The organism is Syntrophobotulus glycolicus DSM 8271 (assembly GCF_000190635.1).
GTDB lineage: Bacteria > Bacillota > Desulfitobacteriia > Desulfitobacteriales > Syntrophobotulaceae > Syntrophobotulus > Syntrophobotulus glycolicus.
The window spans coordinates 1,749,135-1,775,372 of the sequence record NC_015172.1 but is presented as its reverse complement, the minus strand read 5'-3'; the positions used below and the strand labels follow the sequence as shown (position 1 = coordinate 1,775,372).

Here is a 26,238-nt window from a genome sequence, read left to right as displayed (position 1 = left end):
CTACCGAGCGTCTTTTTTTTGCCACCTCTTTAAATTAACAGGCTCTCTGCCAAATTTAAGGATTCGAAGGAACTGTCCCGGCCGGAACCGAGTATTATTTGAATGGATGTTCCGAGCAAGGCGCCAAGAATTAACTCAGCTACCGTCTTGGAAGAATATCCAAGATATCTACGATCAGTTTTTGTGTCAATCACCAGGTTTCTTTCAATAATTTCCGTTAAATCATTAAATAATCTGTCCAGCTGTTTCCTAAAGGACGGAATCCATAAAGCCTGTGCGATAAAATCAATAAAAAGCTTGAGAAGCTTGGGGTTGTCCTGGACCAATTCATTAAAGAAATCTGTGAGGGATGCTAACTTTTGTTTGGCGTCTGTGGCAGATTTCATTTTTTTCTCTATTTCACGTAAATATTGATCCATCATCATATTAATAACTTTGAGGAACAAACTTTCTTTATTCTTATAGTAGTACGTCACTTGGCTTAACACGACTCCGGCTTCATCAGCTATGTTGCGCATTGATACATTGGCATAGCCTCTTGCAGAAAGGCATTCAAACGCTGTTTTGAGGATTTTCTCAGACGGGTTTACGTTATCTGTGTTTCGCGCCATAGTGCACCTCCCCAATTATTATTTGTTCGTACGTACGTCCAAAAATTATCATAATTTTTTTTGCCCTCTTCAGCCTGATGATATCTCAAAAAGGTTAGTCTGGATCTATACAGTCAACCTAATTAAAAAAAAAGACCACTTGGGCACATTCCCATAGGCCTTTTTTGGTACAAAATTTGTAAAAGGGCTGGTGCCGAAGGCCGGGGTCGAACCGGCACGAAGTTTCCCCCATCGGTTTTTGAGACCGACGCGTCTGCCAATTCCGCCACTTCGGCACAAATCACTTTTCCTATTTTACTTCATTCGCTCCAAAAACGCAACATTTCCTTATGATTTCTTAACATAATTAATTTCAGTATTGGCTTTTACTTGGATGTTCTCAGGAATCCGCAGATAAATTTTCTGAAAACTTGTAAAAGATGAGAAATTACGGGCCTGATATGAAGCGGATCCTGGTGTAAATTGGGATACCGCAAAATCCTGATCAAAAGCAATGAACTGAATGGTTTGTGGGGGGACCTCGATCGTCATTTGATTTTCGTTCTTACTGAAAGTGGGCGGTAACGCTATCCTTGTCATGTCATAATCTTTGAACTTAAAATACGAAATATAGTTTGCCTCAATTATTCCGTCATCCGCCTCTTTTTTCTCAATCCAAATTGCCTGATTAGAATTCTGCAATATGATTTCCAGTTGATCACTTTCGCTGGGAAAAGTCATCTTTGTATTTCTGATGATATTGCTCTTTTCATTAATCCGGCCTTCATCTATCGATTGCGAGAGTTCTTCTATTGATAGAGAGAATAGTTCTTTCTCAGCTTGTCCGTATGCTTGCTCTTGTACAGCACTGATCGGCTTCAGCAGCCTTTTTTCCGGCAGAAGATAACTGCCAAAGGCAAGAATAATCAATAAACCACAGTATCCTATCATCAAATATTTGGAGCAAAATATGGACAGGATATTTTTTTTCCAAATCGCTGCGGCGGCAAAACATCCTCCAAGCAGAAGAATAATGATGATACAGAATAAAGGGAACTGAAAAATATTGAATATTGATCCTGAGGTTTCTTCCATTATTTTTTCACCTCTATTCTGTTTTGGAGGAAAACGCTGCAGGCAAAAAGGACCGCTGCGGTTAGCACTCCTTTCACAAGAAAGAGAATCAATGAACTTTCTTGTGTAAAGAAAGCCCATAAACTTTTTAGCATTGATTCTTGCCGCATTAATCCGATGATGCCTGCCGGAATCATGATGATAAACAGTTTATTGAATTGATACAGTGTTCCCAAAAAGTAAGCAAAGCAGCCTGCTAAGGCCATATAACAAACCGAAGAAAGAATATCCAGACCAAGTACGGATAAAGGGATTCTAAACCCTTCATGGATGATCAGCGTATCTCCTCCTCCCCAATAGATCAGGCTTCTTAAAACAGGGCTGTATAAAGAAGCAGTGATCCCGCCAAGAAGGCAGAACGTGAGAATCAGGTAAAGATCAGAAAGAGCGCTTGAGATCCGATTGGACACCAGAGTAAAATCAATATTCTTTTTCAGTCTGTCCGGGCGCCAGGCCGCAATAATGACGACCCAAAGCAGGGAGAAAAGAAAGATCAGATTATTGGAATAACCTTGCACAATGACACTTGGAAAAACGAACCGCGAGATCCCGTTTAGGGTGACCCCCAACCCCAATAACTGCATAATGATCAGCCCGATCATTGAACTTGCTTTGAATTTATACAAATACTGTTTGGCAGCAATAGAGAATAAACTAATTTTTTCGGTAAACATCATCAATTCCCCCGTTATGATACATCGTGAGATAATTACAGGCATCCTCTGCGGAAACAGGAGCAATTTCAATACCGGCAAGCTTCATTTCGGCCAAGCGGGTTTCCGATAAATGATTTCTCACAATCAGATAGGCCTGATCTTTGGCAAAATTTTCACGATGCAGGACATCATCCTCCAGAATAAAGCCGTTTATTTCGGCGCTGTCTCCCTGCAATGCCACAGCATACTCCTTTAATTCGAGCACAGGGATATGCAGGCATTTCCTCCCGTATTTGATTAACAGGATATCTTCCAGAAGATTTTCCACCTCATTTAACTGGTGACTGGAAAATATAATGGTTCGAGGAACCTCCATATAATCCTTCAGCAGAGCCCGGTAAAAATCCTTGCGGGCAACTGAATCCATGCCGGTTGTCGGCTCATCAAGAATTGTCAGAGGACACCTCGCCGCCAAACCAATAATCGTGTTGAAGATACTTTTTGTTCCTTTAGATAAATGCTGATGGCTTATTTTCGGGTTGAGGTTATAATACTCCAACAAGTTGAAGGCCAGTTCCTGATCCCAATTCTGATAAAATTTACCTGCTTCTTTTAAGATCTCTTCCAGACAAAAGGCAGCTGGAAACACCAGATTTTCATCAATAAAAATCATATTTGCGGAGACAGTCAAACTGTTAAACGGCTTCTGCCCGAAGACCATAACTTCCCCGCTTGTCGACCGGAGAAAGCCGGCAATAATTTTCAGCAGGGTGGTTTTACCGGCTCCATTGCGTCCGATCAGTCCGGTAATGGTGTTTTCCCGGATTTCCATAGAAAGGTCGTTAAGTGCATGAAACTGTCTATAAGTCTTCGTCAGGTTTCGGCATTCGATCACACTCAATCCTCTTCCCCCTTATTCTTTTTGGCCTCTCTGATCATTTCGATAAGCTGCTCTTCTGGGATCCCGAGACGTTCTGTTTCCCGGATCAATTCCCTGAGGATTTCTCCTAAGACCTGGTCTTTGCGGCTTTTGAGAATGATTTCCCGGGCGCTGGGAGCGACGAACATCCCCAGACCTCTTTTTTTGTAAATCACTTTTTTATCGGCCAGAATATTTAATCCCTTGGCGGCCGTAGCCGGATTAATATTGAACATCCCGGCCAATTGGTATTGAGAATAAATCCGCTCATCTTCTATGATTCTATAAGCTAAGATTTCCGCTTCTAACCAATCGGCGATTTGAAGATAAATTGGTTTGATACTGTTGCTGTTTAGAATCATGCTGTTCTCTCCTGTGCTATAGTGCACTAGCTATATGATGTACTATAGCCATGATTTGGTCTTTTGTCAATGTTTTTCCTAATATGATCGGGTCGCCGGAACATTCCTTGGTGCGGTGAAAAGGCCGTACGATTACTTTAACGTAACTCTTCCCATATAAAAACCTGCTAAAAATATTGTGGAGATTAAAATAAAGTGTGAGATGAACCAGCCGATCTGACCACTTTTTAATAGACTTCCTTTAATTGGTTTTCTGGCGCTTTGAGGCACTATCCTCCCGCCTAACCATTCAAAGACCAGCAGATAGATCCACCACCAGGTATATGAGTCCCAAAAATCCCAAAACATATCATATTTGATGATTTGGGTTTGATTTTGGGCCCACGTTTCAAAAAGCATCCCTAAATTGACAATCACCCAATACAAACAAATTTTTGACATCCAATTTTCAGGACTATACCTGACTCCAACAAGGACGATCATCGGAAATGCTGTTAATACTAAAACAACAGGTAAAGAAGATATCGCCGGGAATGTCGTATAGGGGAAAGAATAAAGACCCAGCATCGCGAATATTACGCATAAAATTTCACCGGCTGCCGCACTAAGGAGGAAAAGCAGTCCGTATGCTTTCCAATTAATCCTTAAAATCAGAAAAAGGATGATTGACGAAAAAATCATTGAGGAAACAGATACATAGCTTTCGATATTCCAGCCAATATTCATATGACTTACATCCTTGTTTTTTTGTTAGCATAACCCCTTTTGAAAAAATAAACCTGAACATTTGTTTAATTTTTTCATTGACTTTCCTAAGCACCAAAATAATAAACCGGCTCAATGCAGAATAAAATAAAAACTGCATCAGGCCGGTTTTTCTCGACTGAATATGAACACTTTCTTATCTGGATCCCATAAGCCCCGTCAAAATTTCATGCGCTTCCTCTACTTCCGATTCGGGAACCAACAGTTCGTAGGAAGATGTGCTCAGATCCTGCGAGAGGCTGAGCTGTCTTGACTGTACAAGAATTCCTTCGGAAGACAAAGCCTCCATATATTTATCAGCCAACTTTTTGTTTTGAGCAATATAGATGACTGTCCACATATTTACCTCCATAACATTTCTCAACAAATTTTTCTAATGCAGCTTTTTCAGTAAAGCCTTTTCTACATTTGGCGGAACAAACTCGCTGATGCTTCCTTTAAGACTTGCCGCCCATTTGATGGCACTGGAACTGATAAAGGAATATTCACTCTTGGTCATCAGAAATACCGTCTCCATATCAGGAGCCAGCTTTTTATTCATTAAAGCCAATTGAAACTCATACTCGAAATCAGAAATCGCTCTGAGACCGCGAATCAGAGCGACTGCCCCGCATTGTCTGGCAAATTCAACCGTTAGGCCGCTGAAGGGACAGACTTCGACATTACTCATCTCTTTAATTTCATGTTTTAAAAGCTCTTGTCTCTCCTCTAAAGAAAACAGGGTTTCTTTATTGCTGTTTGCGGCTACTCCAATAATGATTTTATCAAAAAGCTGAGCCGCTCTGTGTAAAATGTCCATATGTCCAAGGGTTACCGGATCAAAGGTTCCTGGATAAACAGCGATGCGCACAAATTTTCTCCTCCAAAAAATTTTTGATTGATCAGAGCAACGATAATACTAAATTTGCTTCATTGCCATTTTACATTGTTTTGTCCCAGAAGTGCAGTAATATTTTGGCAAAAAGCATGAGATTTCTCGGCCCGATATTCTTGGCTTAATTTAAATGATTTTTTGCTGTCCGCAAAATATACACATACGGGGATTTTTCCAGAATGGTTTTCCAGTAATTTCAAAATCCTGCCGAGCAGTTCCTTGTCTTCACGATTTAATTTTAAAAAAAGCCTTCCATGCTTTGTGTCCACCCTGTCATAACCTGAGTTCTCCTCTTTTTCCCCTCTTGCATTTGTTTCAGGCCCCTGGTTAAACTCATTTAATTCGTTAATTTTTTCGGCAAAGATCTTCTTCTCATCTTCATTAAGATAATATCTGCCCTTAACAATGACAATATTGTCATTGTGCAAATTTGATCCTTCCGCAAAAACTCTGGGGAAAACCAGGACTTCGATGGTCCCCGAAAGATCTTCAAGAAGAAAAGTGGCCATCATCTCGCCTCTTTTTGTTATTGTCTGTCTATAAGACGTAATTATTCCGCATAAGATCACTTTTTTTTCTTCTAAGCCTTCCAGACAGGTCGCAATATCGGAACTAATCAGGTCTTTATATTGCGTTTCAATTGACGATAAAGGATGATTAGTCAGATATAAACCCAGGTATTCTTTCTCCAGCTTGGAGATATCTCCTTGAGAAACTTCGTCTAATTGAGGCATTGCAAAGTCTTCTTCCAGCTTCTCATCAAGATCGAAAAGGGACATTTGCCCCGACTCCCGGTCTCTCTGCCTGTTTTGAGCCAAATCAAGCATCCTCTCAAGCACAGTCAAAGCCTGTGCTCTTGAACAAAGCGATTGGAACGCCCCTGCCTTAATCAGGCTTTCCATCACTCTTTTGTTGACCATTCTGGAATCCATCCGGCTGATAAAATCATAAAGCGAACGAAAGGGCCCGTTTTTCCTTTCCTCAATGATCTTTTCAACGACCTGGGCGCCAACATTGCGGACAGCTCCCAGACCGAAGCGGATGGCCCTGCCCTCAATGGCAAAATCATTATAACTGAACTGGACATCGGGGGGCAAAATCGTGATGCCATTGTTTTGGGCTTCATGAATATAAAAAGAAACTTTATCGGAAACACCGATGACCGAGCTTAAAAGAGATGCGGCAAACTCCAAAGGGAAATTGGCTTTCAAATAAGCTGTCTGGTAAGAAATCAAGGCATAGGCCGTCGCGTGGCCTTTATTGAACCCGTATTCGGCGAATTTAGCCATAAGATCAAATATTTCTTCGGCCTCATTCTTTTTAAGGCCAAGGCGTATGGCACCGGGGACAATTACCTCGCCGTGATCATCCTGAAGTCCATGAACAAAATTCTGGCGTTCTTCATCCATAATATCGCGGTTTTTCTTCCCCATTGCCCTGCGCAGCAAATCCGCCCGGCCCAGAGAGTATCCGCCCAAATCCCTGGCGATCTGCATTACTTGTTCCTGATAAACGATAATTCCATAAGTAGCCTGTAAGATTTTTTCTAATTTAGGATGAAGATAGCTGAGCTTGCCGCTTTGCTTACGCTTAATAAATTCCGGTATTTGTTCCATGGGACCGGGCCGGTAAAGGGCCAAGACGGCAATAATATCCTCAAAACAGCTTGGTTTCAGCTCCTTGAGAATAGCTTTCATACCGCCGCTTTCCAGCTGAAAGACACCGGAGCTCTTGCCTTCAGAGAGCATTTGATAAGTTTTCAGATCGTCTAATGGCAATTTGTTGAGATCGATTGTTTTTCCCTGCGTCTCTTGAATTCTGGTCAGAGTTTGGCTGATGATCGTCAGGTTACGTAACCCCAGAAAGTCCATTTTTAACAAGCCGATATCCTCAACTGTCTTCATCGGAAATTGGGTCATGGGAAATCCTTCCGCTGTTCTTTGCAAAGGCAAATAGTTGGTCAACGGTTCTCTGGCGATCACGACCCCTGCGGCATGGGTAGACGCATGTCTGGGCATCCCTTCAAGTCCCTGGGAAATTTCCAGAAGCCGTTTGATTTCTTCTTCCTCGCTAACCATTCTGATCAGATCAGGAGAAACGGTCAACGCCCTTTCCAGAGTCATCCCCAGTTCATTGGGAACGGCTTTAGCCACCTTGTCCACTTTGCTGAGCGGGATATTCAGGACCCTGCCAACATCCCTGATCGCGCCTTTGGCCCCCATAGTTCCAAAGGTGATGATTTGACAGACTTTATCCGCACCATATTTTTGTGTGACATATTTAATGACTTTATCTCTGCCTTCAGGATCAAAATCTATATCGATATCAGGCATGGTTATTCTTTCAGGATTTAAAAACCGTTCAAAGAGCAGATCATGCCTGAGTGGTTCAATATCGGTAATTCCTAATAAATAAGCGACCATACTGGCGGCTGCCGATCCTCTCCCCGGTCCTACCGTTACGCCATTTTCTCTCGCGTACCGGCAAAAATCAGCCACAATTAAAAAATAGCCGGAGTAACCTGTTTTGGTGATGACATTCAGCTCATATTCCAGGCGTCCTTTTTCTCTTTCACCTGCCTGGGGATAGCGCTGGGGGAAGATCTGCGCGCATTGCTCCCGCAGGTATTGATCCAGTGTAAATCCTTCGGGAACCTGATAATCGGGTAAAAAATTTGTCCCGAAGGCAAAATCAACATTGCACCTGGCTGCTATTTCCTCGGTTATTTCCAAAACCTCAGGATGCTCTCCGAAAAGCAGATTCATTTCGGAATGAGCTTTCAAATAGAATTCCTGCCCTTCAAAGCTCATTCTGGTCTGATCGTTTAATGTTTTACCGGTCTGAATACATAATAGGACATCCTGCAGGAAGGAATCAGCTTTTTCGACATAGTGCACATCGTTGGTCGCTACGATGGGGATTCCGGTCATCCGGGAAATCTTCAGCATTTCAGTATTGACCTTTTGCTGATCTCTTAAGCCATGGTCCTGAATCTCCAGAAAGAAATTGCCCTTACCGAATATATCCAGATACTCCAAGGCCGTTTCCCGGGCTTTTTCCAGGTTATCCTCCAAAATCAGCTCGGATATTTCACCAGCCAGACAAGCGCTGAGCGCAATTAGCCCCTTGCTGTTTTCCCTGAGGAATTTTTTATCTGTCCTCGGTTTATAATAAAATCCTTCAATATGGGCATTTGAGACTATTTTTACAAGATTGCGGTAGCCTTCCATATTTTCGGCAAGCAAAACAAGATGATAATTCTTATCATCCCGGCCCGCATTTTTTTCGGTCAATTTTCCCGGGGCCACATAAACCTCACAGCCAATGATCGGTTTAATCCCTTGTTTTTTACAGGCCTTGTAAAAGTCTATTACCCCGTACATTACACCATGGTCCGTAATGGCCAAAGCGGGCATACCCAATTCCCCGGCCTTTTTCACAAGCTTGTTGATCCTGGCCGCTCCGTCCAGCAGGCTGTATTCAGTATGGACATGGAGATGCGTGAACATCTGGTGTTTTCTCCCATCCGGGCTGTCATCATTTTGTCTGCTGATGTTTTGTTTTACCCAATAAAAAAGCCCTACCTATTTTTTTCATTATAACATAAGGCAGGACCTGCTGTGATGACTAAGCATACTTTGTTTTATTTTCTCTTCAAGCCGAGCTCGGAGGCGATTTCCATCTTCATTTCTTCAATGATATTAAACTGTCTGTTTCCGGCCTTTTTCAAATCTTTAGACATTCCTTTTTGCATCTGTTTCATACCTTTTTGCGTGATTTTCAGACTGTTTTTAATCTCTTTCATCTTCATGGCGGCCTCCTCCTTTTTCCATCCACTTTCTAGGATACTGAAAACGAATTGACATTACCTTCCTTGTAAGGGCATTGCGGTTTCTTTATCCCCTGGACATTCTCCAGACGGCAGCGCCCGTCAATTGAAAATGCGCACTGATTGTTGCATTCTTTTTCTCTCATTTTAAAATCACCGTCCTGACTAATATTTTAGCCAGGTTTACTAAAAATTATCCTCAATAAGATTTAGAATTTCCTTATAAAAAAGATCTTTCCCGATTTCTTTTTTTATTCCCTGTAGGAAAAAAGAATGCCTTGGCAGGGCATTCTTCCATAACTTAACAACAAAATTTTTGCTTAATGTTTAAATTTGCAGGCTTTGCCCGGGTTCCAGAATAACGCCTTTCGTCTTCGGAACTTTACTTTCAAGTGCTGAAACAAAAGCTTCAGGATTTTGCCTGATGACAGGGAAAGTATTGTAATGCATGGGGACCACATATTTTGCTTGGAGCATTTCCGCCGCGAGCACCGCATCGTCCGGACCCATCCCAAAATTATCCCCGATCGGCAACATCGCTGCCTCTAATGCGCAAAAGTTTTTTATCAATTGCAGATCACTGAACAATCCGGTGTCTCCGGCGTGATATACCCACAACCCGTCCATATTGATCAGAAAACCGCAGGCCAGGCCACCATACCAAAAAGTTCCGTCTCCTTTCGGTATGCCTGATCCATGCAAAGCGGGCGTAAGCTTTACCGTTCCGAATCCAAATGGATATTTCCCTCCAATATGCATGGAGTGGATGTTTTTTACCCCGTTCTTCTTCGCAAAATTTGCCAGCTCAAAATTAGAAATAAAGAGACAGCCGGTTTTTTTGGCAATCTCCAGACAATCTCCCATATGATCATCATGGCCATGGGTAATTAATAACGCGTCCAGTTCCTGATAATCATCCGGCCCGACATCAGCTCGGGGATTATCCCTGAGAAAAGGGTCAATGAGAATCCTGCCCTTTGATCCCGTTATTTCAAAACAGGAATGACCATGAAAGATTATTTTCATTGTTATTCTCCCTTTCGTTATTTTATCATCCCATTTTTTATCTTACTCATACTTTATGCTTATCTTCAGCATATTCTTTTTCTATTTTTTTCACCCAGAACTTTTCCACTTTCAGCTTTCGAAACATAATGTTGAGGATTAATACCATATTCAACAGGACCAAAATTGCCGCCAAAAGCCAATTGCCATAAACACAAAAAATCGCGGCCAGCCCGAAACCGGCACTTATGGCATAGAGAAGCAATACTGCCGATTTTTGTGTAAACCCCATATCTAATAATCTGTGATGCAGGTGTCCCCTGTCCGCCAGAACAATAGACCTTCCCTTCCATTTGCGCCGGATGATGGCGAACAGGACATCGGTCAGGGGCATCCCCAGGACCAGCAGCGGGAAGATCAGCCCCAGAACAGTTGCCGTTTTTAACAGGCCTGTCCAGGAGACGGCTCCCAGAATAAAGCCCAGAAACATGCTGCCCGAGTCGCCCATAAACACTTTGGCGGGATTAAAGTTAAAAAAGAGAAAGCCCAAGGCAGCTCCAGTTAAAGCGAGCATCAGGTGGGCGGGAAATATCTGATCGATCTTGATTGCCGACCAGAACAGAACCAGGGCGGCGATCATGCAGATTCCCGCCGCCAGCCCGTCAAGACCGTCTGAAATGTTCACCGTATTGACCAATCCCACAATCCATAATACACCCAAAATGAATCCGGCATATCCCAAACCAACCTCATTCACCAGAGGCAGAACAACATATTCGATAGAAGGACTGAAAGACAGAAAAATAAAAGCGGCCATAATCTGCAAAAACAGCTTGGGAAAAGGCCCCAATCCTTTGCTGTCATCGGCGATTCCCACTAGAACAATCAAGGTGCTGCTCAGAAAAAGTCCAATTACAGTGCTGTTCAAATCAACCCGCAGAAAAACAGCGAGCCAAAAAGCAAGATAAATGGCTATCCCCCCCATTCTAGGGATAGGCGTTTGATGGATTCTTCTCCCGCCAGGGTGATCCAACACTCCCAACTTACGGGCAATCATGATAGAGACAGGTGTCAAAACAACTGCCCCCAATACGGCAAGAACAAATGTAGATAAGAAAGACATCACAGATCCTCCAATTAATTCTGGTTCATGATAGTCCGGGATACCCCCACTGTCTGAAGACCTCATAGGTAACGATCGCCACTGCATTTGACAAATTGAGACTGCGGCATTCATTTTTCATCGGCAGACGGATGAGGTGTTCAGGATAACGGGCCAAAATTTCCGGTGACAGCCCTTTCGTTTCCCGGCCGAATATCAAGTAACAGCCTTCTTCAAAGGTCGTTTCACTATAAATAATTTTCCCCTTCGTTGTCGCCAGATAACGCTTTCCGCCAGGATTGCGCGCTTCAAAATCATCAAAATCTTCATATATGGTCATCTTCAACCGGTGCCAATAATCCAGCCCCGCTCTTTTCAGAGATTTATCGTCAGTCTTGAATCCCAAAGGCTTAACCAGATGCAGATCGGCCCCCACTACCGCGCAAAGCCGTGCGATATTACCGGTATTAGGCGGTATCTCCGGTTCTACCAAAACGATGTTCAGTCTGCCTGTCAAGAATGTTTCACTTCCTCATTTATCCAAATGTATCTCTTCAGAGATTGATCTTAATTGATTTAAAAAGATACACACTTCTAACATTTTTCAATATATTATACCCCAGATGGAACAAAAAGTATATTTTGATGATCATCATTTGATTTACTGCGAAAATAACCAGCAAACTCGTAAGAGAATGCTGGTCAATCTGGGGTTTAATCATTTATAGCCATCCTCAGAACTGAATAAAGGATAAAACCGTCGAGATATTACAAAATGGATATTATTGATTATAATGTATACTTAAAGGATTTCTCTGGAAGTTTAAGCTTTTTTTTGATAAAGTATAAACGTCAAAAGGGGGAATAGATAATGGGGGATAACCTCGCACAAAAAATATTAAAATCTCATCTCGTATCCGGCCGGGTAAGTTCCGGTGAAGAAATAGGAATCAAAATTGATCAGACTCTGACTCAGGATGCTACCGGTACAATGGCCTATTTGCAGTTTGAAGCCATCAACACGCCCAGAGTAAAAACCGAACTGTCAGTAAGTTATATCGATCATAATACTTTACAGACCGGCTTTGAGAACGCGGATGACCATGCTTTTCTGCAAAGCTGTGCCGCCCGCTTTGGCCTGTATTTTTCCCGTCCTGGTAACGGCATCTGCCATCAGGTGCATTTAGAGCGTTTTGGTGTGCCCGGTAAAACTCTTCTGGGCTCTGACAGCCATACCCCGACTGCCGGCGGCCTGGGAATGCTGGCCATGGGCGCCGGCGGTCTTGATGTCGCGGTTGCCATGGGCGGAGGGGCTTTCTATCTAAAAGATCCCAAAGTTGTGAAGATTGGCCTTTATGGTGAACGTCCCGACTGGGTCTCTGCCAAGGACATCATTCTGGAGGTCCTGCGCCGTCTTTCTGTCAAAGGAGGAGTCGGCAAAGTCTTTGAATATAGCGGGCCTGGCGTTTTAAGCCTGACTGTTCCTGAACGCGCCACCATCACCAATATGGGAGCGGAATTGGGAGCGACGTCTTCTCTTTTCCCAAGTGATGAACAAACCAGATTATTTTTAAAGGCCCAGGCTCGCGAAAAGGACTGGATTCCTCTTGCGGCCGATGAGGACGCAGAATATGATGAAGAAATCACTCTGGACTTAAGCACTCTGGAACCTTTGGCAGCCCAGCCGCATATGCCTGACAATGTAGCTCCGATCAGCACACTGGCCGATATTAAGGTTCATCAGGTTGCTATCGGCAGTTGTACAAATTCTTCTTATCTTGATTTAATGACTGCCGCGGCCATCTTAAAAGGCAAAACCGTATCTGCGGATGTCAGTCTGGTTATTGCCCCGGGTTCTCGCCAGGTACTGACTATGCTGGCCAACAACGGCGCTCTGACCGATCTTCTTGATGCCGGAGCCAGAATTCTCGAATCTGCTTGCGGGCCATGTATCGGCATGGGACAGTCGCCTGCTTCCGGAGCAGTATCACTCCGGACATTTAACAGAAACTTCGAAGGACGCAGCGGCACTGCTGATGCCGGAATATACCTGGTCAGCCCTGAAGTGGCTGCCGCCAGTGCTGTCACCGGTTATATCACTGATCCCAGGACACTGGGCAAAGCTCCGCAGATCGAAGTGCCTCTTTCCTTCAGAATAGATGATTCCCTGATTATCGCTCCGGGAAATCCTGAGACTCAAATCGTACGGGGGCCAAACATCAAACCTCTTCCCGTGACTTCTAAATTAGAAGACCATTATCGTCTCCCGGTTGTGATCAAACTCGGGGATAATATCACAACAGATGATATTATGCCTGCCGGGGCTAAAGTTTTGCCCTTCAGATCTAATGTTCCTATCCTTTCTGAATTTGTTTTCAGTAAAATAGATCCTCAATTCCCTGCCAGAGCCAAAGCTGCCGGCAAAGGGATCATCATTGCCGGCCACAATTATGGACAGGGCTCCAGCCGTGAACACGCCGCTCTTGTTCCCATGTACCTGGGCATCAGAGCTGTTCTGGCTAAAAGCTTCGCCCGTATCCATAAAGATAATCTGGTCAATTTCGGCATCCTTCCTCTTAGCTTTGTTCAGGAAGAAGATTATGACAAGATCGACGTGGACACCAACTTGTCCATTATAGACCTGCTCGAAGCCGTCATACACAATAAACCTCTTGTCCTTCATATCGACGGTACACAGACCAAAATCCCGGTTCAGCATAACCTCACTGAAAGACAGGCCAAAATCGTTTTAGCCGGAGGCCTGCTCAATTATACTAGAGAATCCTAACAGTCATTTGATCAAATCTCGATTCTCAGGCGGGCGGCGTAAGCTGCCCGCCCTTGCACTATCTATTGGAGGAATGAACATGCTTTTTTACCGAAATAAATCAGGTTCGGGAAAAACAGAGAAGGCGGTGAGCGTGTGAAAACAGTGGTTATTGGTGGCGTGGCCGGCGGTGCCTCAGCAGCAGCCCGTCTGCGCAGGCTGGACGAAAAGGCGGATATCATCCTGCTGGAGCGCGGAGAATATATCTCCTACGCCAACTGCGGGTTACCCTATTTCATAGGCGGCGAGATTACAGACAAAGAAGAACTTACGCTGCAGACGCCGCAGAGCTTCCGGAATCGGTTTGCGGTGGATGTACGGATCAGACAGGAAGCCATTACCATTGATCCCGCCCGTAAGATCGTGCTGGTACGGAATCTGGAAAACGGAAAAGACGATGAGGAATGCTATGATAAGCTGATCCTGGCGCCAGGAGCGGAGCCTGTCCGCCCACCGCTGCCCGGCATTGAGGATGCGCGTATCTTTACTCTGCGGACCATCCCCGATACTTACCGTATCCAAGAGCACATACAAAACGCCCGCCCGAAAACGGTGGTTATCGTCGGGGGCGGTTTTATCGGCCTTGAGATGGCGGAAAATCTTGTCCGCAAAGGAATTCAGGTCACTGTCGTGGAGTCCGCGGATCATGTGATCGGCCCGCTTGATTATGACATGGCCTGCGAGGTGCACCGCTACCTGCTGCAGGAAGGGGTTAAGCTCCTGCTTGGCTGTGCGGTAAAGGCATTTCATCCGGACGAGGCCTTGCTGGGGGTAGAATTGGCTAACGGCGGCATTCTTCATGCCGATATGGTGTTGATGTCAGTAGGTGTCCGTCCTGATACCGGTTTGGCAAAAAGCGCCGGTCTCGAGACAAACGCGCGGGGAGCGCTCCTTGTGGACGAGCACATGCGCACCTCAAATGAGCATATCTATGCCGTTGGCGACGCAGTTGAGGTCACCCACCTGGTCAGCAAAGGCCCTGCTTATATTCCGCTGGCAGGCCCCGCGAATAAGCAAGGGCGCATTGCGGCGGACCACATCTGTGGTCTTGACAGCAGATACAAGGGATCGCAAGGTTCCAGTATACTGAAGCTCTTTGACATGACCGTGGCCTCCACAGGACTCAACGAAAGCGGGGCAAAAGCAGCCGGGCTCGACTTCGACAAAATCCATACGTATTCCGCATCCCATGCCACCTATTATCCGGGAGCTTCCAACATCAGCATGAAAACTTTGTTTGACAGAAAAACGGGGCACATCTTAGGCGCGCAGCTTATTGGTTTCGAAGGGGTTGACAAGCGGTGTGACGTGCTTGCCACAGCTATCCGGGCGGGAATGACCGCTTATGATCTTGCCGAGCTGGAGCTTTGTTACGCCCCACCCTTTTCCTCGGCCAAAGACCCGGTCAATATGGTCGGTTTCGCCATAGAAAACCTGCTCACGCACAAGGTCCGCCAATTCCATTGGCATGACGTGGCGACAGCAAGGCAAAACGCAAACACCCTGATACTCGATGTGCGCACGGATCAAGAATATGACAAGGGATACATCCCCGGCGCGGTTCACATTCCCCTGAACGTTCTGCGGGAGAAGCTTTCAGAGATCGACCGCTCCAAGACAGTATATGTTTACTGCCAGAGCGGCCTGCGCAGCTATATCGCCTGCCGGATTCTCTTTCAAAACGGCTTTGACTGCTTAAATCTTTCCGGAGGATACCGGTTTTATAAAATTGTGACGGAAGGTGAGTATTAGCGACACGGATCAATTGCCATTAACTCATCAATACGTTTATTCCATTCTTCATAGGTTCCTTTACCCTCTTTGAAATCTTTTTCTACTTGATCAAGCAGAGATTTTTTGTGCTCCATAATTTTAGCGGACTTCTGATAGCTTGCTAAAATCGCCGGATCTTTTTCATCTGCTGCGAGAGCTATATAATTTTGAGTCTCTAAGGCGTCTCTTGAATAAAAGATTCTTGTTTCAAGATTTTCCTTGGGTTGTTCAGAAATTGGTGTTGATAATTCGTGCATCAACTGATTAGCTTCCGGTTGCATAGGCATATTTTTGAGATTATTTTCAGCTTCCCTAATCTTTTTCCAATCTTCCTCAGTATTTCTGGGCATAGATCCAATCTCTGCTTCAATTTCAAGTTGTTTGTTCGAATATTCAGTTTGAAGTTGTTGAAGTCGTTCTTTATTTGCTGCGGTATCAGATTTTGTTGCAAAAGCCGTATAAAAACTAATACCAAGCAATACTGTCCATACCGCAAATATTGTTAATCGTTTTAAAAATTTACCCTTCATTTGTAAGCCTCCCTGTATTTTAAAAATTCAGATTGTACGGATGTATTCCTCAGTTCACTTCGTGTTCCCAGGAGTGATCTTCCTTGTTTTACAGGGGTTTTCTTGAAATTATCTTTGTAATCGTTGTAATTGCTTTCCCGCTTATGATATGATTATTAATATTTCCTGGAAAGGGGTCTTGAAAAACATGCTTCCTGAAGATCAAAAGCTTCTTCGTTTGTTATCCCAAGACTGCCGATTGAATCCAGAAGAGCTTTCCATTCAAACCGGCTTGTCAGTTGAATATATATCAGCAAAAATCAAACAGTGGGAAAAAGAAAAAATCATAGCCAAATACGGATTGCTTGTCAATTGGCAAAAGCTTGAGGAAGACCGGGTTACCGCCTTTATTGATATTAAGGTTACATCACAGCGCGGCCACGGCTATGATAAAATAGCCCAGCGTTTTCAAAAATTCCCGGAAATCAAATCCGTGTTTCTCATGTCCGGCGACCATGACCTCTGTCTGGTTATTGAAGGCAGAAATATGTATGAGATAGCTGAGTTTGTCTCCGAAAAGCTGTCCCCTCTTGAGGTAATTGAAAATACCTCCACACGGTTTATTCTTAAACGCTATAAAGAAGATGGTGTGGAATTCGAAGGTAAGGAGGAGAGACCTCAACGTCTCATGATGACACCATGAAAAAATACCTGTCACCGGTTGCCGCCAATCTTAAACCTTCGGGAATCCGCAAATATTTTGATATGGCCTCCATGATCGAAGACGTCATATCCCTCGGAGTGGGTGAGCCTGATTTCGCTACACCTTGGATCATGCGGGAAAGCGCCATTTTTTCGATTGAACAGGGTCAAACAATGTATACCAGCAATGCCGGCCTGATCGAGCTGCGCCGGGAGCTTTCCAAATATCTGGCCAAGCATCAGGGTTTGGAATATGACCCTGAAAATGAGCTTCTGGTTACAGTTGGAGCCAGTGAATCCATTGACCTGGCTTTGCGCGCTCTGATCACACCGGGGGACGGAATATTGATCCCCGATCCTTCTTATGTCTCCTACGCTGCCTGCGCCTCACTGGCCGGAGCAGAAGTATACCATGTCCCTTTGCGTGAAGAAAATAACTTCCGTTTGCAGGTCGAAGACCTGCAGATGGTCTATACCCCAAACTGCAAAATTCTTATTCTCTCTTATCCCAATAATCCTACCGGTGCTGTCATGACCCGTAATGACCTGCTGCCCATTGCCAGGTTTGCCTCGGAAAATAATCTCATTGTGATTTCAGATGAAATCTACTCTGATTTGACTTATGAGGGAACACATACCCCTTTTGCCTCTCTTCCCTTTATGCGGAACAGGACCCTGCATATCAGCGGTTTTTCCAAATCTCATGCCATGACCGGATGGCGTGTGGGATATGCGGCCGGACATCCTGACATCATTCAAACCATGACCAGAATCCATCAGTATACGATTCTCTGTGCCCCCATCATGGCTCAAATTGCCGCTTTGGAAGCCTTGCGTTCCGGAGAATCGGCCAAGAGTGAGATGGTTTTGGAATATGACCGCCGCCGGAGATTGCTGCTGCATGGCTATAAAGAGATGGGGCTTACCTGTTTTGAACCTCTTGGGGCTTTCTACACCTTCCCGAATATTACTGTCACCGGCCTGTGTTCTGAGGAGTTTACCGAACAGCTTTTAAAAGAAGAAAAAGTCGCCGTTGTTCCCGGCACTGCCTTTGGTCCCTGCGGGGAAGGTTATATCCGTTGTTCCTATGCGTATTCCGTAGAACAGCTCCGGGAAGCCTTAAGAAGAATGAACAGGTTTGTCTCCCGAAGAATTAAATAAATTTATTCGCATATTTGGCATAGAGCTGCTGCAAAAACGGTTCTTGCAGGATGCTCCTCTTTTCCACCATCATTTCCCGTAAGACGATATTTTTGAATTCACCGATTCTTCTTCCTGTCAGTTGTTTATTCTGAATGAATGGATAAAAGATCTGCCAGTCTATTTTATCGATATTCTCGGCCTGCCACAGGGCAATCTGAGTGATTTGCCTGATGATTTCTTCGAAAGTTTCCTCTTCTTCCCCGGTATGCGTCTTTCCTGCATAATAATCCGCTTTCCAAAGGAGAAGAAAATTCTGTATCAACTGCAAATGAAACTGCCTGTTATCCCAGCATATTTCCCAGACAAGCGAAGCTGCCCTGGTCTGGAAAGATAAGCGGGATTTTATTTTTCTCAGCTCAGGCCTAAAGGTCAGAGTTCCTTTCAAATGACTGGCTACAATAAACAGGAGTTCTTCTTCCCTCTTTTGACCGGCACCCGGAAAATACATCGCAAAATGATATCTTTTCAGAATTTTTTTCAGGATGAGAGCACTTTCGCTTTCGTGATTTAAAAAATGCCTTTTCCCGTTGGGAAGCAGCTGCAGCCCTCTGGGAAGATCCTCTTCTTCTGATAATACTTTTTTCAATTGGACCGTGTCCTGATCATTGTCTAATCTTGCCCCCAGGATGGTTATTCCCTGCCCAACCAAATGTTTTAACTGTCTGCCCGGTTCCTTGTCTCCTCTTGTGCCAATGATTTTAAACTGATCAACAAAAAAACCGGCGGCACCTTTTCGGAGGACTCCCCTCAACGTGCATTCACGGCTAGCTGTCCCCCATTTTCCTAAATCATGAAAGAGCCCGGCCAGCCTCATCAATAAATCAGAAGGCAAAGCTTGAAGAACAGCCATAGTATGTTCCCAGACATCCAAAGAGTGGTATTGATTTTGGACGAGTCCTTTGAGCCTCGTTAACTCAGGAATAAACCTGTCCCAATAGCCCAGTTCATCCAAAAGCCTGACTCCGTCAACCACACGATCGGCGAGCAGGATTTGCACCAGTTCTCCCGTAGTCCGTTCAGGGGCCGCTTTTTCCAGTAAGGCCAAGGAAGCGCGGGCGCTTTTCCAGGTATTTTCTTCAATTGTAAAAGCCTGTCTGTGAGCAAACCTGATCATGCGCAAAATCCGGACAGGATCTTCAGTAAATCTATCCTCCGCCCTTCCGCAGGTCTTGATCTGCCTTTTCTCTAAATCCTCCCTTCCTTGAAACGGGTCAAATATTTCACCGGTTTTACTGTTTTGATAAATACAGTTTATGGTGAAATCCCGCCTTTGGGCATCTGTCTCCAAATCATCAGTATGAATGATATCTATTCTCTGCTCATCTTGAAATACGGTAAGCGTTCCAAAGGGTATCCCAATATGATGGACCTTATACCGATGCTTCTCCAGTACGCTTCGCACTGAGACCGGATCAAGCATGGTAACAAGATCCAAATCCCTGGCCGCCAAGCCAAGAATCTGATCACGTACTGCTCCCCCGACAATCCAGGTGTCGGACACGTTTTGCAGAATATGAAGAACGTCCCTTTGGAAATCACTCATCTTGATCAATAGCCTTCCTCCAGATCAATAAGTCCTTTCATCCGACAAAAATCAGGGTAGTTTCTTAAATTTTCCTGAAACACTTCCCACATGCGTTCCGAGGCCTGAATGGTACGCCCGCCAATGTGCGGGGTAATCAATACATTTTCCATCGACCAAAGCGGACTGTCTTCAGGCAAGGGCTCCTGCACAAAGACATCCAAAGCGGCAGCTTTGATCCGCCCGTTTTGCAGTCCTTCAATCAGAGCCTCCTCATCGGCTACCGGCCCTCTGGCCACATTGATGAGCATCGTCCCCTCTTTCATCATCCCGATAAAATCCCTGTTTACAAAGCCTTTGGTTTGATCCGTTAAAGGCAGCACGACGACGACAAGATCACTTTGTCCAAGAGCTTCGGCCATCTTCTCGACCTGATAGGACCGGGAGAAAACATCACTTTGTTTCCCCTCTCTGGAGACCCCGATCACCTTCATGCCAAAAGCGGAGCATTTTAAGGCGATTTCCCGGCCAATCGTTCCCGCTCCAACGATACACACGGTTTTTCCATACATTTCATCTATTTTCGGTTTTGCACTGAAGCTTTTATGGTCCTGCTGATGAACAAAAACTGCTCCTTGCCTTAATAGCATCAGCATGGACCAGATTACATGCTCGCTCATTTGAATCTTGTGGGCCCCCTGAACATTGGCCAGCCTGATTCCCTTTTCCGCTATTGCCTTTAAAGGCAGCATGTCAACCCCGGCACTCAGAGATTGGAGCCACCGCAGATTCGGAAAAAGATCCAACGTTTCTTTTTTTACATCCCAGCCATAAGTCAAGAGCACTTCAGCCTTATCGTCCGGTTCACTCAAGCTCCTGACTTGGACAATCTCTATTCCGGGACAAAGCTCTCTCAATTTCCCCATGTTTTCCTCGGTCAGAGAAACACTGCTGATTAATCTCATTTCGAAATTTCTCCTCGTGATCATCTTTATTTCAGGTTCTCGGGATTCAGCACCTCAAGCTCCGGCAAAACAAACCTGCCGTCCTTGCGCACCAGCAAATCATCAAAATAGATTTCTCCCCCGCCGTACTCTGGCCTTTGAATACAAACCAAATCCCAATGAATGGCAGATTGATTGCCATTGTCACATTCTTCATAGGCCGCACCGGGAGTAAAGTGAAAGCTCCCGTCAATTTTTTCATCAAAAAGTGTGTCCTTCATCGGCTTTAGAACAAAAGGATTGACCCCTAAAGCAAACTCGCCGATAAATCTTGCGCCCTGATCCGTATCCAGAATCTTATTGATTTTTTCCGTATTATTGGCAGCCGCTTGAATGATTTTTCCATTTTCAAAGGTCAGGGAAATATTTTCAAAGGTATATCCCTGATAAACGGCCGGAGTGTTATAGGTAAGTTTCCCATTGACAGAATCAATGACTGGGGCGGTGAATATTTCCCCATCGGGGAGATTCATTTTGCCATCGCATTTTATTGCCGGCATACCCTTAATGGAAAAAGCAAGGTCTGTCCCCGGTCCGATAATTTTTACCCGATCAGTTTTTGCCATCAATTCTTTCAACGGGTCCATAGCCTTGGACATTTTAGAATAATCCAGATTGCATACCTGGAAATAAAGATCCTCAAAGGCCTCTGTGCTCATCTCGGCCAATTGAGCCATCGAGGGATTGGGATATCTCATTACACACCAGCGGGTATGCTTCACCCTCTGTTCGGAGTGAACCGGCTGCGAATAGTGGGACATATAAATTTTCATCTGCTCGGAAGGCACATCTGCCAGTTCATTCACATTCTCCCCTGCTCTGATCCCTATATAGGCCTGCATATCTTTCATTCTTGCCAGATCCCAGCGGGCCATGTTCTGGGCCTGTTCGACAGAGAGTCCTTTCAATATTTCCCTCTGTAAGGTATGATTGGTTATGGAGATATAGGGGACTCCGCCTGCTTCATAGACCTTACGGGCTATTGCTTTTGCTAAAGGTATCTCCAGGCCAGAAACCTCAATCAGGATATTCTCCCCGGTTTTTAATTCAACCGAATAATCAATAAGGATGGATGCCAAGTTGTCGATACGCGGATCATTCATGAGCAAAACTCCTTTTTTCCATTAATCATTTTTGGATTTGCAAATTGTTTTATTCTTTCCTTTTTATCTATTCTCCTCTTAACCAGAGAAAATTATTTTACATTTTGCCGATTTTGGAGATATCTTATGCCAGAAAAAGACCAAGACCGTTTCATCTATTGTTTAACCGAGAATGACGAAAACAGAAAATTAGAAGAAATCCTGCGGCGTCAATTTCATTTTTCCCGCAAACTCATTCAAAAATTAAAGACCGGCGAGCATGTTTGGCTTGATGGGAAGTTTTCTTATTTAAATATAAGAGGCCGGTCCGGGCAAACCTTAACCATAGACTTTGCAGAAGAAGAAGATGTTTCCGTAAGCCCTGAAGATGCGGATCTTGACCTGTTATTTGAAGACAAAATTTTACTGGCCGTAAATAAACCCGCCGGGCAGGTTGTTCATCCCACCTCTGTCTATCGTTCAGGAACACTGGCCAATGCCGTCACCGGCTATTGGAAAAAGAACGGTCTTTCCCTGCCTTTCAGACCGATTTCCCGCATAGACAGAAATACTTCCGGGATTGTCATGATTGCGAAAAACAGATATGCCCATCAACAACTGGCCTGGATGTCCCAACATCATCTTGTGGGGAAAAAATATCTTGGCCTTGTTCACGGTCATCTAAAATCATCCGCTGGAGAGATTGCCCTGCCTCTCCGTCTTGCTCCCGACAGCAGAATTGTCCGTGAGACCCATCCTGACGGACAACAATCCCTGACCCTGTATAAAGTTCTGGAAGAATACCCGTACTATTCTCTGCTTGAATTTACTCTTGTAACCGGACGCACCCATCAAATCAGAGCCCACTGCCAAGCCATCGGCCATTCTCTGGTGGGGGATGATCTTTACGGGGGCCAGACTGAACTGATTGCACGGCAGGCGCTGCATGCATTTCATTACTCTTTTATCCACCCCATTTCCGGACAGCCAATAAAAATTGAAGCCCCTCTCCCTGCGGACATGGCTTCACTGATGCCAAAAATATAGAATGAAGAGAAAAACCTACTCTCTTTCCTGTGGTTAAAGCTTACTCTTTACACTGTTTTCCTCATTTTGTGCTTTAAGCATCTGAATAAAGGCATTGACGATAGCCGGATCAAATTGGGTTCCCGCATTTCGGTTCAGTTCTTCGATCGCCTCTTCTTTGCTTAAAACTTTTTTGTAACTGCGATTATTGGTCATCGCGTCATAAGCGTCAACAACAGCAATCATTCTTGAAGGCAGCGGAATCTGATACCTTTTCAGCCCTTCCGGATAGCCTTTTCCGTCCCATCTTTCATGATGCCCTAAGATATAATCCGCGATAAAGGCCAGCTCGGGCGAAGAAACGGCGATTCGGTATCCTGCCTCACTGTGTTTTTTCATGATGGCCCATTCATCATCATTCAATTTCCCCGGCTTATTGAGGATATCACTGGGTGTCGAAATTTTCCCAATATCGTGAAGTAAGGCCAATAAAGCGATTTCCGTCATTTGGGCTTCATTAAGACCGATTTTTTTCCCGAGCTCAGTGGATAAGGTGCGCATCCTGCTGGCATGATCCTCGGTCTCATGTGTTCTCTCTTCCAGGCTTTTACGCAGAGACATCAGCATGGAGCTGCGCATGCTTTTATTTTCAGTCAGTTTAATGCTGTACATATAATCTTCGGCTTTACGCCGGATCACATTAATATCTTCCTGAGGCCGTTCCTTTGTTGCGATACCCATAGCCAAGCTTGGTGAAACGACCAGGTTTTTTTCTTGGACACAGACTTTTTTGATCCGTTCGACAATTCTTTTCTCCACATCCGCTTTTCCGATTCCGGGGAGAATGATCGCAAATTCATCACCGCCGATTCTTGCTACAATATCGTCTTTGCGGCAGGAATCTTTGATGATCTGCGCCGTTTTGCAGAGAAGGCGGTCCCCCTCTTCATGTCCGAAGGCATCATTGACAATTTTTAATCCGTTGCAATCGGCAATAACGATACTCAGAGGCAAAAACGATGGACTATTGTATTTTAATAATTCCATCTCGAAAAAAGCCCGATTGTAAAGACCGGTCAAACCGTCATAGTAACCGAGGCTTCTGATTTCTTCTTCACTTCTCTTGCGGACGGTGATATCTTTAATCACAAATACTCTGCCAATAATCTCCTCTTGATTTAAGATAGAAGATACACTTAAGGAAATACTTTTGTTGTTTTGCCATTTATCTGTTAAAACCAAATCCTCAATTTCCATCAAGTCTGCTCCCGCTTCGAGGTCTTCCCAGATATTCCTGAATTTTTTTCTTTTTTCGGGAGAAATCTGCAGGACTTTCGTGATCTTTTTATGGAGCGCGCATTTTTCAACCAGACCGGTTATTTTCTCGGCCGCCCGGTTTAACATTATGATTTCTAGATCGGGATTGGTCGTGATCACTGCTTCCTGCAGGGTATTTAAGGTTACACTCATTAAATCCGTTTCACTTAATAGCTTTTTCGCCGACCATTTCTTCCCCAGGGCCTGGGCAAAAACGCCGGAAGCTATACCAAAAAGCGCCAAATGGTGTTTCGTCCACATACATTTTTTACGGACTGTTTCCAGTCCCATTAAGCCAATTGACTTGTTTTGCATCCGTAGAACAACAGCAAAAAAAGATCTTGTATTATTCTCCCTGAACATTTCTTTTTCCTGATGGGCCTCGGGCGGAAGCGCATCAAGATCATCAATGAAAATAAAATGACGATTACCTTGATTGATCTTTGAAAACAGCCACCCATGTTTTTCCGCGCTCAGGTCCTGATAATGGACTATTCTGGACTCAATCGGAAATTTGCACCATTTAGTCGATAAGCTCAGAGTGTTCCCATCCTCAGTATACTGGTAAAGAAAAGCCCGGTCAGCTTCAAAGTACTCTCCTATTTTTTCTAAAGACCAGTTCATATGTGCTTCATACTGGTCAAGAGCAAATTGATCAAAACCACTGGATATTTTAAAAACAATATCTCCAAAATGATGATATTTCCCGATAAGTTCTTCATCAGAAAGTTCATTGAGTATGGTATTATTGCTTGATAATTCTTGCAGGTGCATCTTAATCTCCCAGAATAATTACATGATGAACTATTCTTATTTATTCTTTCATTCTATTGTAGTACAATCTTATTATTCAAACAATCAATAACAGCTATTTTTTCATAAAATTGTAATATCGCCCAAAATATTTCTAAATCATACAATTTCCTTAAGGAGATCCTCACATGAATAAAAACGAGCTGCATGTCATTTATGGTAAAAACCCCTTGGAAATGATTCAAATCTTGATGGACAAAATTCAGTTGGCGGCTGAGCTTGACCCCAATATGCAAATTGCGCTCAAGCCAAATCTTGTCGTGGCAAAACCGGCCCGGGAAGGAGCAACCACCTCACCGTTAATCGTTGAAGGCCTGATCCGCTACCTTCGGGATAATGGCTGCCGGAATATTTCTGTTATTGAAGGCTCCTGGGTTGGTGACAGTACCGTCCGGGCCTTTAAGGTTTGCGGATATGAAGAGTTATCCCGCAAATACCAGGTACCGCTCTATGACCTGAAAGATGATTCATATAAAACACTCAGCTTTGGCGATCTCAACCTGAAAATCTGTGAACGGGCGCTCAATACAGATTATTTGATTAACATCCCGGTGTTAAAAGCTCATTGTCAGACTCAGTTCACCTGTGCCTTGAAAAACCTCAAAGGATGTATCCCGGACAGTGAAAAAAGACGCTTCCATGCTTTAGGACTCCATAAGCCTATTGCCTATCTTGCCAAACTGCTGCGGCCGGACTTGAATATCATTGATGCCCTCAATGGAGACCTGACCTTTGAGGAAGGCGGCAATCCGGTTGAGATGGACAGAATTATTGCCGGGCAAGACATTCTCCTGACAGATTGTTATTGTGCCTCATTAATCGGATATTCCAAAACTGATATTGATTACTTGGACATAGCCGAAAAACTGAAGATTGGCAATCCGCATTTTGAGCAGGCCAACATTTTTGAATATGGAACAAATCATAAAAGCCTGGGTACGTACAAGCCGGGTACCAAGGCCAAAAAGCTAATGCAGTATATCGATGAATCAGAAGCCTGTTCCGCCTGTACCGGCAGTCTTATCCATGCTCTGTGCAGACTGGAAGAGGAAAGAAGGTTGTCCAAGCTTACACAGCGGATTAAGATCGGACAGGGATTCAAACAAAAGAAACTGGACGGCCTGGGGATCGGATCATGTGCTTCCGGCTGCAGCCTCAGTTTAACCGGTTGTCCTCCCAAAGCTTTGGATATCTTGACTTTTCTTAAGGAAAAATTGAATTAAA

General features: G+C 44.3%; 24 protein-coding genes and 1 tRNA gene. 6 read left to right on the top strand and 19 right to left on the bottom strand.

Features of this window, described 5'->3' with window-relative positions; translation table 11 throughout:
* Nucleotides 1–29 precede the first annotated feature (29 nt).
* From SGLY_RS08710 to SGLY_RS08650, 14 genes are all read right to left on the bottom strand, one after another.
* Entirely contained in the window at nucleotides 30–611 is a 582-nt protein-coding gene (locus tag SGLY_RS08710) for a TetR/AcrR family transcriptional regulator (RefSeq protein ID WP_013624916.1), read from the bottom strand.
* Nucleotides 612–799: 188 nt separating this feature from the next.
* Nucleotides 800–886, bottom strand: a tRNA-Leu gene (locus tag SGLY_RS08705).
* A gap of 52 nt (nucleotides 887–938) precedes the next feature.
* A complete protein-coding gene (locus SGLY_RS08700) occupies nucleotides 939–1,685 on the bottom strand; it encodes a hypothetical protein (protein WP_013624915.1) in 747 nt (248 codons plus the stop codon).
* Nucleotides 1,685–2,401: a hypothetical protein gene (locus SGLY_RS08695; RefSeq protein WP_169312021.1), complete on the bottom strand. Its 717-nt coding sequence runs from the start codon at nucleotides 2,399–2,401 to the stop codon at nucleotides 1,685–1,687. The genes SGLY_RS08700 and SGLY_RS08695 overlap by 1 nt, the downstream gene beginning before the upstream one ends.
* Nucleotides 2,379–3,281, bottom strand: a complete 903-nt coding sequence (locus SGLY_RS08690; protein ID WP_013624913.1) for an ABC transporter ATP-binding protein — start codon at nucleotides 3,279–3,281, stop codon at nucleotides 2,379–2,381. Before SGLY_RS08690 ends, SGLY_RS08695 begins: the two co-directional genes overlap by 23 nt.
* Nucleotides 3,278–3,661 carry a GntR family transcriptional regulator gene (locus SGLY_RS08685; protein WP_013624912.1) on the bottom strand — a complete coding sequence of 128 codons (384 nt, stop codon included), beginning with the start codon at nucleotides 3,659–3,661 and terminating at the stop codon, nucleotides 3,278–3,280. The genes SGLY_RS08690 and SGLY_RS08685 overlap by 4 nt, the downstream gene beginning before the upstream one ends.
* A 132-nt stretch (nucleotides 3,662–3,793) precedes the next feature.
* Complete coding sequence (locus SGLY_RS08680) at nucleotides 3,794–4,387, bottom strand: CBO0543 family protein (protein ID WP_013624911.1); 594 nt, start codon at nucleotides 4,385–4,387, stop codon at nucleotides 3,794–3,796.
* A 175-nt stretch (nucleotides 4,388–4,562) separates the two neighbouring features.
* Nucleotides 4,563–4,766 (bottom strand): hypothetical protein, encoded by a 204-nt coding sequence (locus SGLY_RS08675; protein ID WP_013624910.1) that lies wholly within the window; start codon nucleotides 4,764–4,766, stop codon nucleotides 4,563–4,565.
* Between the two features lie 33 nt (nucleotides 4,767–4,799).
* The gene (gene coaD, locus SGLY_RS08670; protein WP_013624909.1) at nucleotides 4,800–5,276 is read right to left on the bottom strand and encodes a pantetheine-phosphate adenylyltransferase; all 477 of its coding nucleotides are present in this window, start codon (nucleotides 5,274–5,276) and stop codon (nucleotides 4,800–4,802) included.
* A gap of 59 nt (nucleotides 5,277–5,335) precedes the next feature.
* Nucleotides 5,336–8,809, bottom strand: coding sequence for a DNA polymerase III subunit alpha (locus SGLY_RS08665; RefSeq protein WP_013624908.1), 3,474 nt, complete (start codon nucleotides 8,807–8,809; stop codon nucleotides 5,336–5,338).
* 134 nt (nucleotides 8,810–8,943) lie between these two features.
* Nucleotides 8,944–9,111, bottom strand: a complete 168-nt coding sequence (locus tag SGLY_RS18150) for a hypothetical protein (RefSeq protein ID WP_013624907.1) — start codon at nucleotides 9,109–9,111, stop codon at nucleotides 8,944–8,946.
* Between the two features lie 345 nt (nucleotides 9,112–9,456).
* Nucleotides 9,457–10,155 (bottom strand): metal-dependent hydrolase, encoded by a 699-nt coding sequence (locus SGLY_RS08660; protein WP_013624906.1) that lies wholly within the window; start codon nucleotides 10,153–10,155, stop codon nucleotides 9,457–9,459.
* A gap of 46 nt (nucleotides 10,156–10,201) precedes the next feature.
* Nucleotides 10,202–11,257, bottom strand: coding sequence for a glycosyltransferase family 4 protein (locus SGLY_RS08655; protein WP_013624905.1), 1,056 nt, complete (start codon nucleotides 11,255–11,257; stop codon nucleotides 10,202–10,204).
* A 25-nt stretch (nucleotides 11,258–11,282) separates the two neighbouring features.
* Complete coding sequence (locus SGLY_RS08650) at nucleotides 11,283–11,753, bottom strand: tRNA (cytidine(34)-2'-O)-methyltransferase (RefSeq protein WP_013624904.1); 471 nt, start codon at nucleotides 11,751–11,753, stop codon at nucleotides 11,283–11,285.
* Between the two features lie 354 nt (nucleotides 11,754–12,107).
* Between SGLY_RS08650 and SGLY_RS08645 the strand changes: the two genes are divergently transcribed.
* Together SGLY_RS08645 and SGLY_RS08640 are read left to right on the top strand one after the other, a co-directional pair.
* Entirely contained in the window at nucleotides 12,108–14,024 is a 1,917-nt protein-coding gene (locus SGLY_RS08645) for an aconitate hydratase (RefSeq protein WP_013624902.1), read from the top strand.
* A 135-nt stretch (nucleotides 14,025–14,159) separates the two neighbouring features.
* On the top strand, nucleotides 14,160–15,815 hold the full coding sequence (locus SGLY_RS08640; RefSeq protein ID WP_013624901.1) for an FAD-dependent oxidoreductase: 1,656 nt from the start codon (nucleotides 14,160–14,162) through the stop codon (nucleotides 15,813–15,815).
* Here SGLY_RS08640 and SGLY_RS08635 read toward each other — a convergent pair.
* Nucleotides 15,812–16,366, bottom strand: a complete 555-nt coding sequence (locus SGLY_RS08635) for a hypothetical protein (RefSeq protein ID WP_013624900.1) — start codon at nucleotides 16,364–16,366, stop codon at nucleotides 15,812–15,814. The genes SGLY_RS08640 and SGLY_RS08635 overlap by 4 nt on opposite strands.
* A gap of 187 nt (nucleotides 16,367–16,553) precedes the next feature.
* Here SGLY_RS08635 and SGLY_RS08630 point away from each other — a divergent pair, with 187 nt between their 5' ends.
* The gene (locus tag SGLY_RS08630) at nucleotides 16,554–17,048 is read left to right on the top strand and encodes an Lrp/AsnC family transcriptional regulator (RefSeq protein ID WP_013624899.1); all 495 of its coding nucleotides are present in this window, start codon (nucleotides 16,554–16,556) and stop codon (nucleotides 17,046–17,048) included.
* Nucleotides 17,045–18,208, top strand: a complete 1,164-nt coding sequence (locus SGLY_RS08625; protein WP_013624898.1) for an aminotransferase class I/II-fold pyridoxal phosphate-dependent enzyme — start codon at nucleotides 17,045–17,047, stop codon at nucleotides 18,206–18,208. The genes SGLY_RS08630 and SGLY_RS08625 overlap by 4 nt, the downstream gene beginning before the upstream one ends.
* Here the strand turns inward: SGLY_RS08625 and SGLY_RS08620 are convergent.
* The 3 genes from SGLY_RS08620 to SGLY_RS08610 are packed head-to-tail and all read right to left on the bottom strand — an operon-like array spanning nucleotide 18,201 to nucleotide 21,879.
* On the bottom strand, nucleotides 18,201–19,793 hold the full coding sequence (locus SGLY_RS08620) for a tRNA nucleotidyltransferase/poly(A) polymerase-related protein (RefSeq protein WP_041445267.1): 1,593 nt from the start codon (nucleotides 19,791–19,793) through the stop codon (nucleotides 18,201–18,203). The two genes, SGLY_RS08625 and SGLY_RS08620, sit on opposite strands and share 8 nt — an antisense overlap.
* Before the next feature lie 5 nt (nucleotides 19,794–19,798).
* The gene (locus SGLY_RS08615; protein WP_013624896.1) at nucleotides 19,799–20,737 is read right to left on the bottom strand and encodes a D-2-hydroxyacid dehydrogenase; all 939 of its coding nucleotides are present in this window, start codon (nucleotides 20,735–20,737) and stop codon (nucleotides 19,799–19,801) included.
* A gap of 26 nt (nucleotides 20,738–20,763) precedes the next feature.
* Nucleotides 20,764–21,879 carry an aminopeptidase gene (locus SGLY_RS08610; protein WP_013624895.1) on the bottom strand — a complete coding sequence of 372 codons (1,116 nt, stop codon included), beginning with the start codon at nucleotides 21,877–21,879 and terminating at the stop codon, nucleotides 20,764–20,766.
* Between the two features lie 126 nt (nucleotides 21,880–22,005).
* On the opposite strand from SGLY_RS08610, the gene SGLY_RS08605 reads away from it, so the two are divergent.
* On the top strand, nucleotides 22,006–22,905 hold the full coding sequence (locus tag SGLY_RS08605) for an RluA family pseudouridine synthase (RefSeq protein WP_013624894.1): 900 nt from the start codon (nucleotides 22,006–22,008) through the stop codon (nucleotides 22,903–22,905).
* Between the two features lie 33 nt (nucleotides 22,906–22,938).
* On the opposite strand, the gene SGLY_RS17130 is transcribed toward SGLY_RS08605, so the two are convergent.
* A complete protein-coding gene (locus SGLY_RS17130; RefSeq protein WP_013624893.1) occupies nucleotides 22,939–24,975 on the bottom strand; it encodes an HD domain-containing phosphohydrolase in 2,037 nt (678 codons plus the stop codon).
* A gap of 167 nt (nucleotides 24,976–25,142) precedes the next feature.
* Here SGLY_RS17130 and SGLY_RS08595 point away from each other — a divergent pair, with 167 nt between their 5' ends.
* Nucleotides 25,143–26,237: a DUF362 domain-containing protein gene (locus SGLY_RS08595; RefSeq protein WP_013624892.1), complete on the top strand. Its 1,095-nt coding sequence runs from the start codon at nucleotides 25,143–25,145 to the stop codon at nucleotides 26,235–26,237.
* Nucleotide 26,238: the final 1 nt, after the last annotated feature.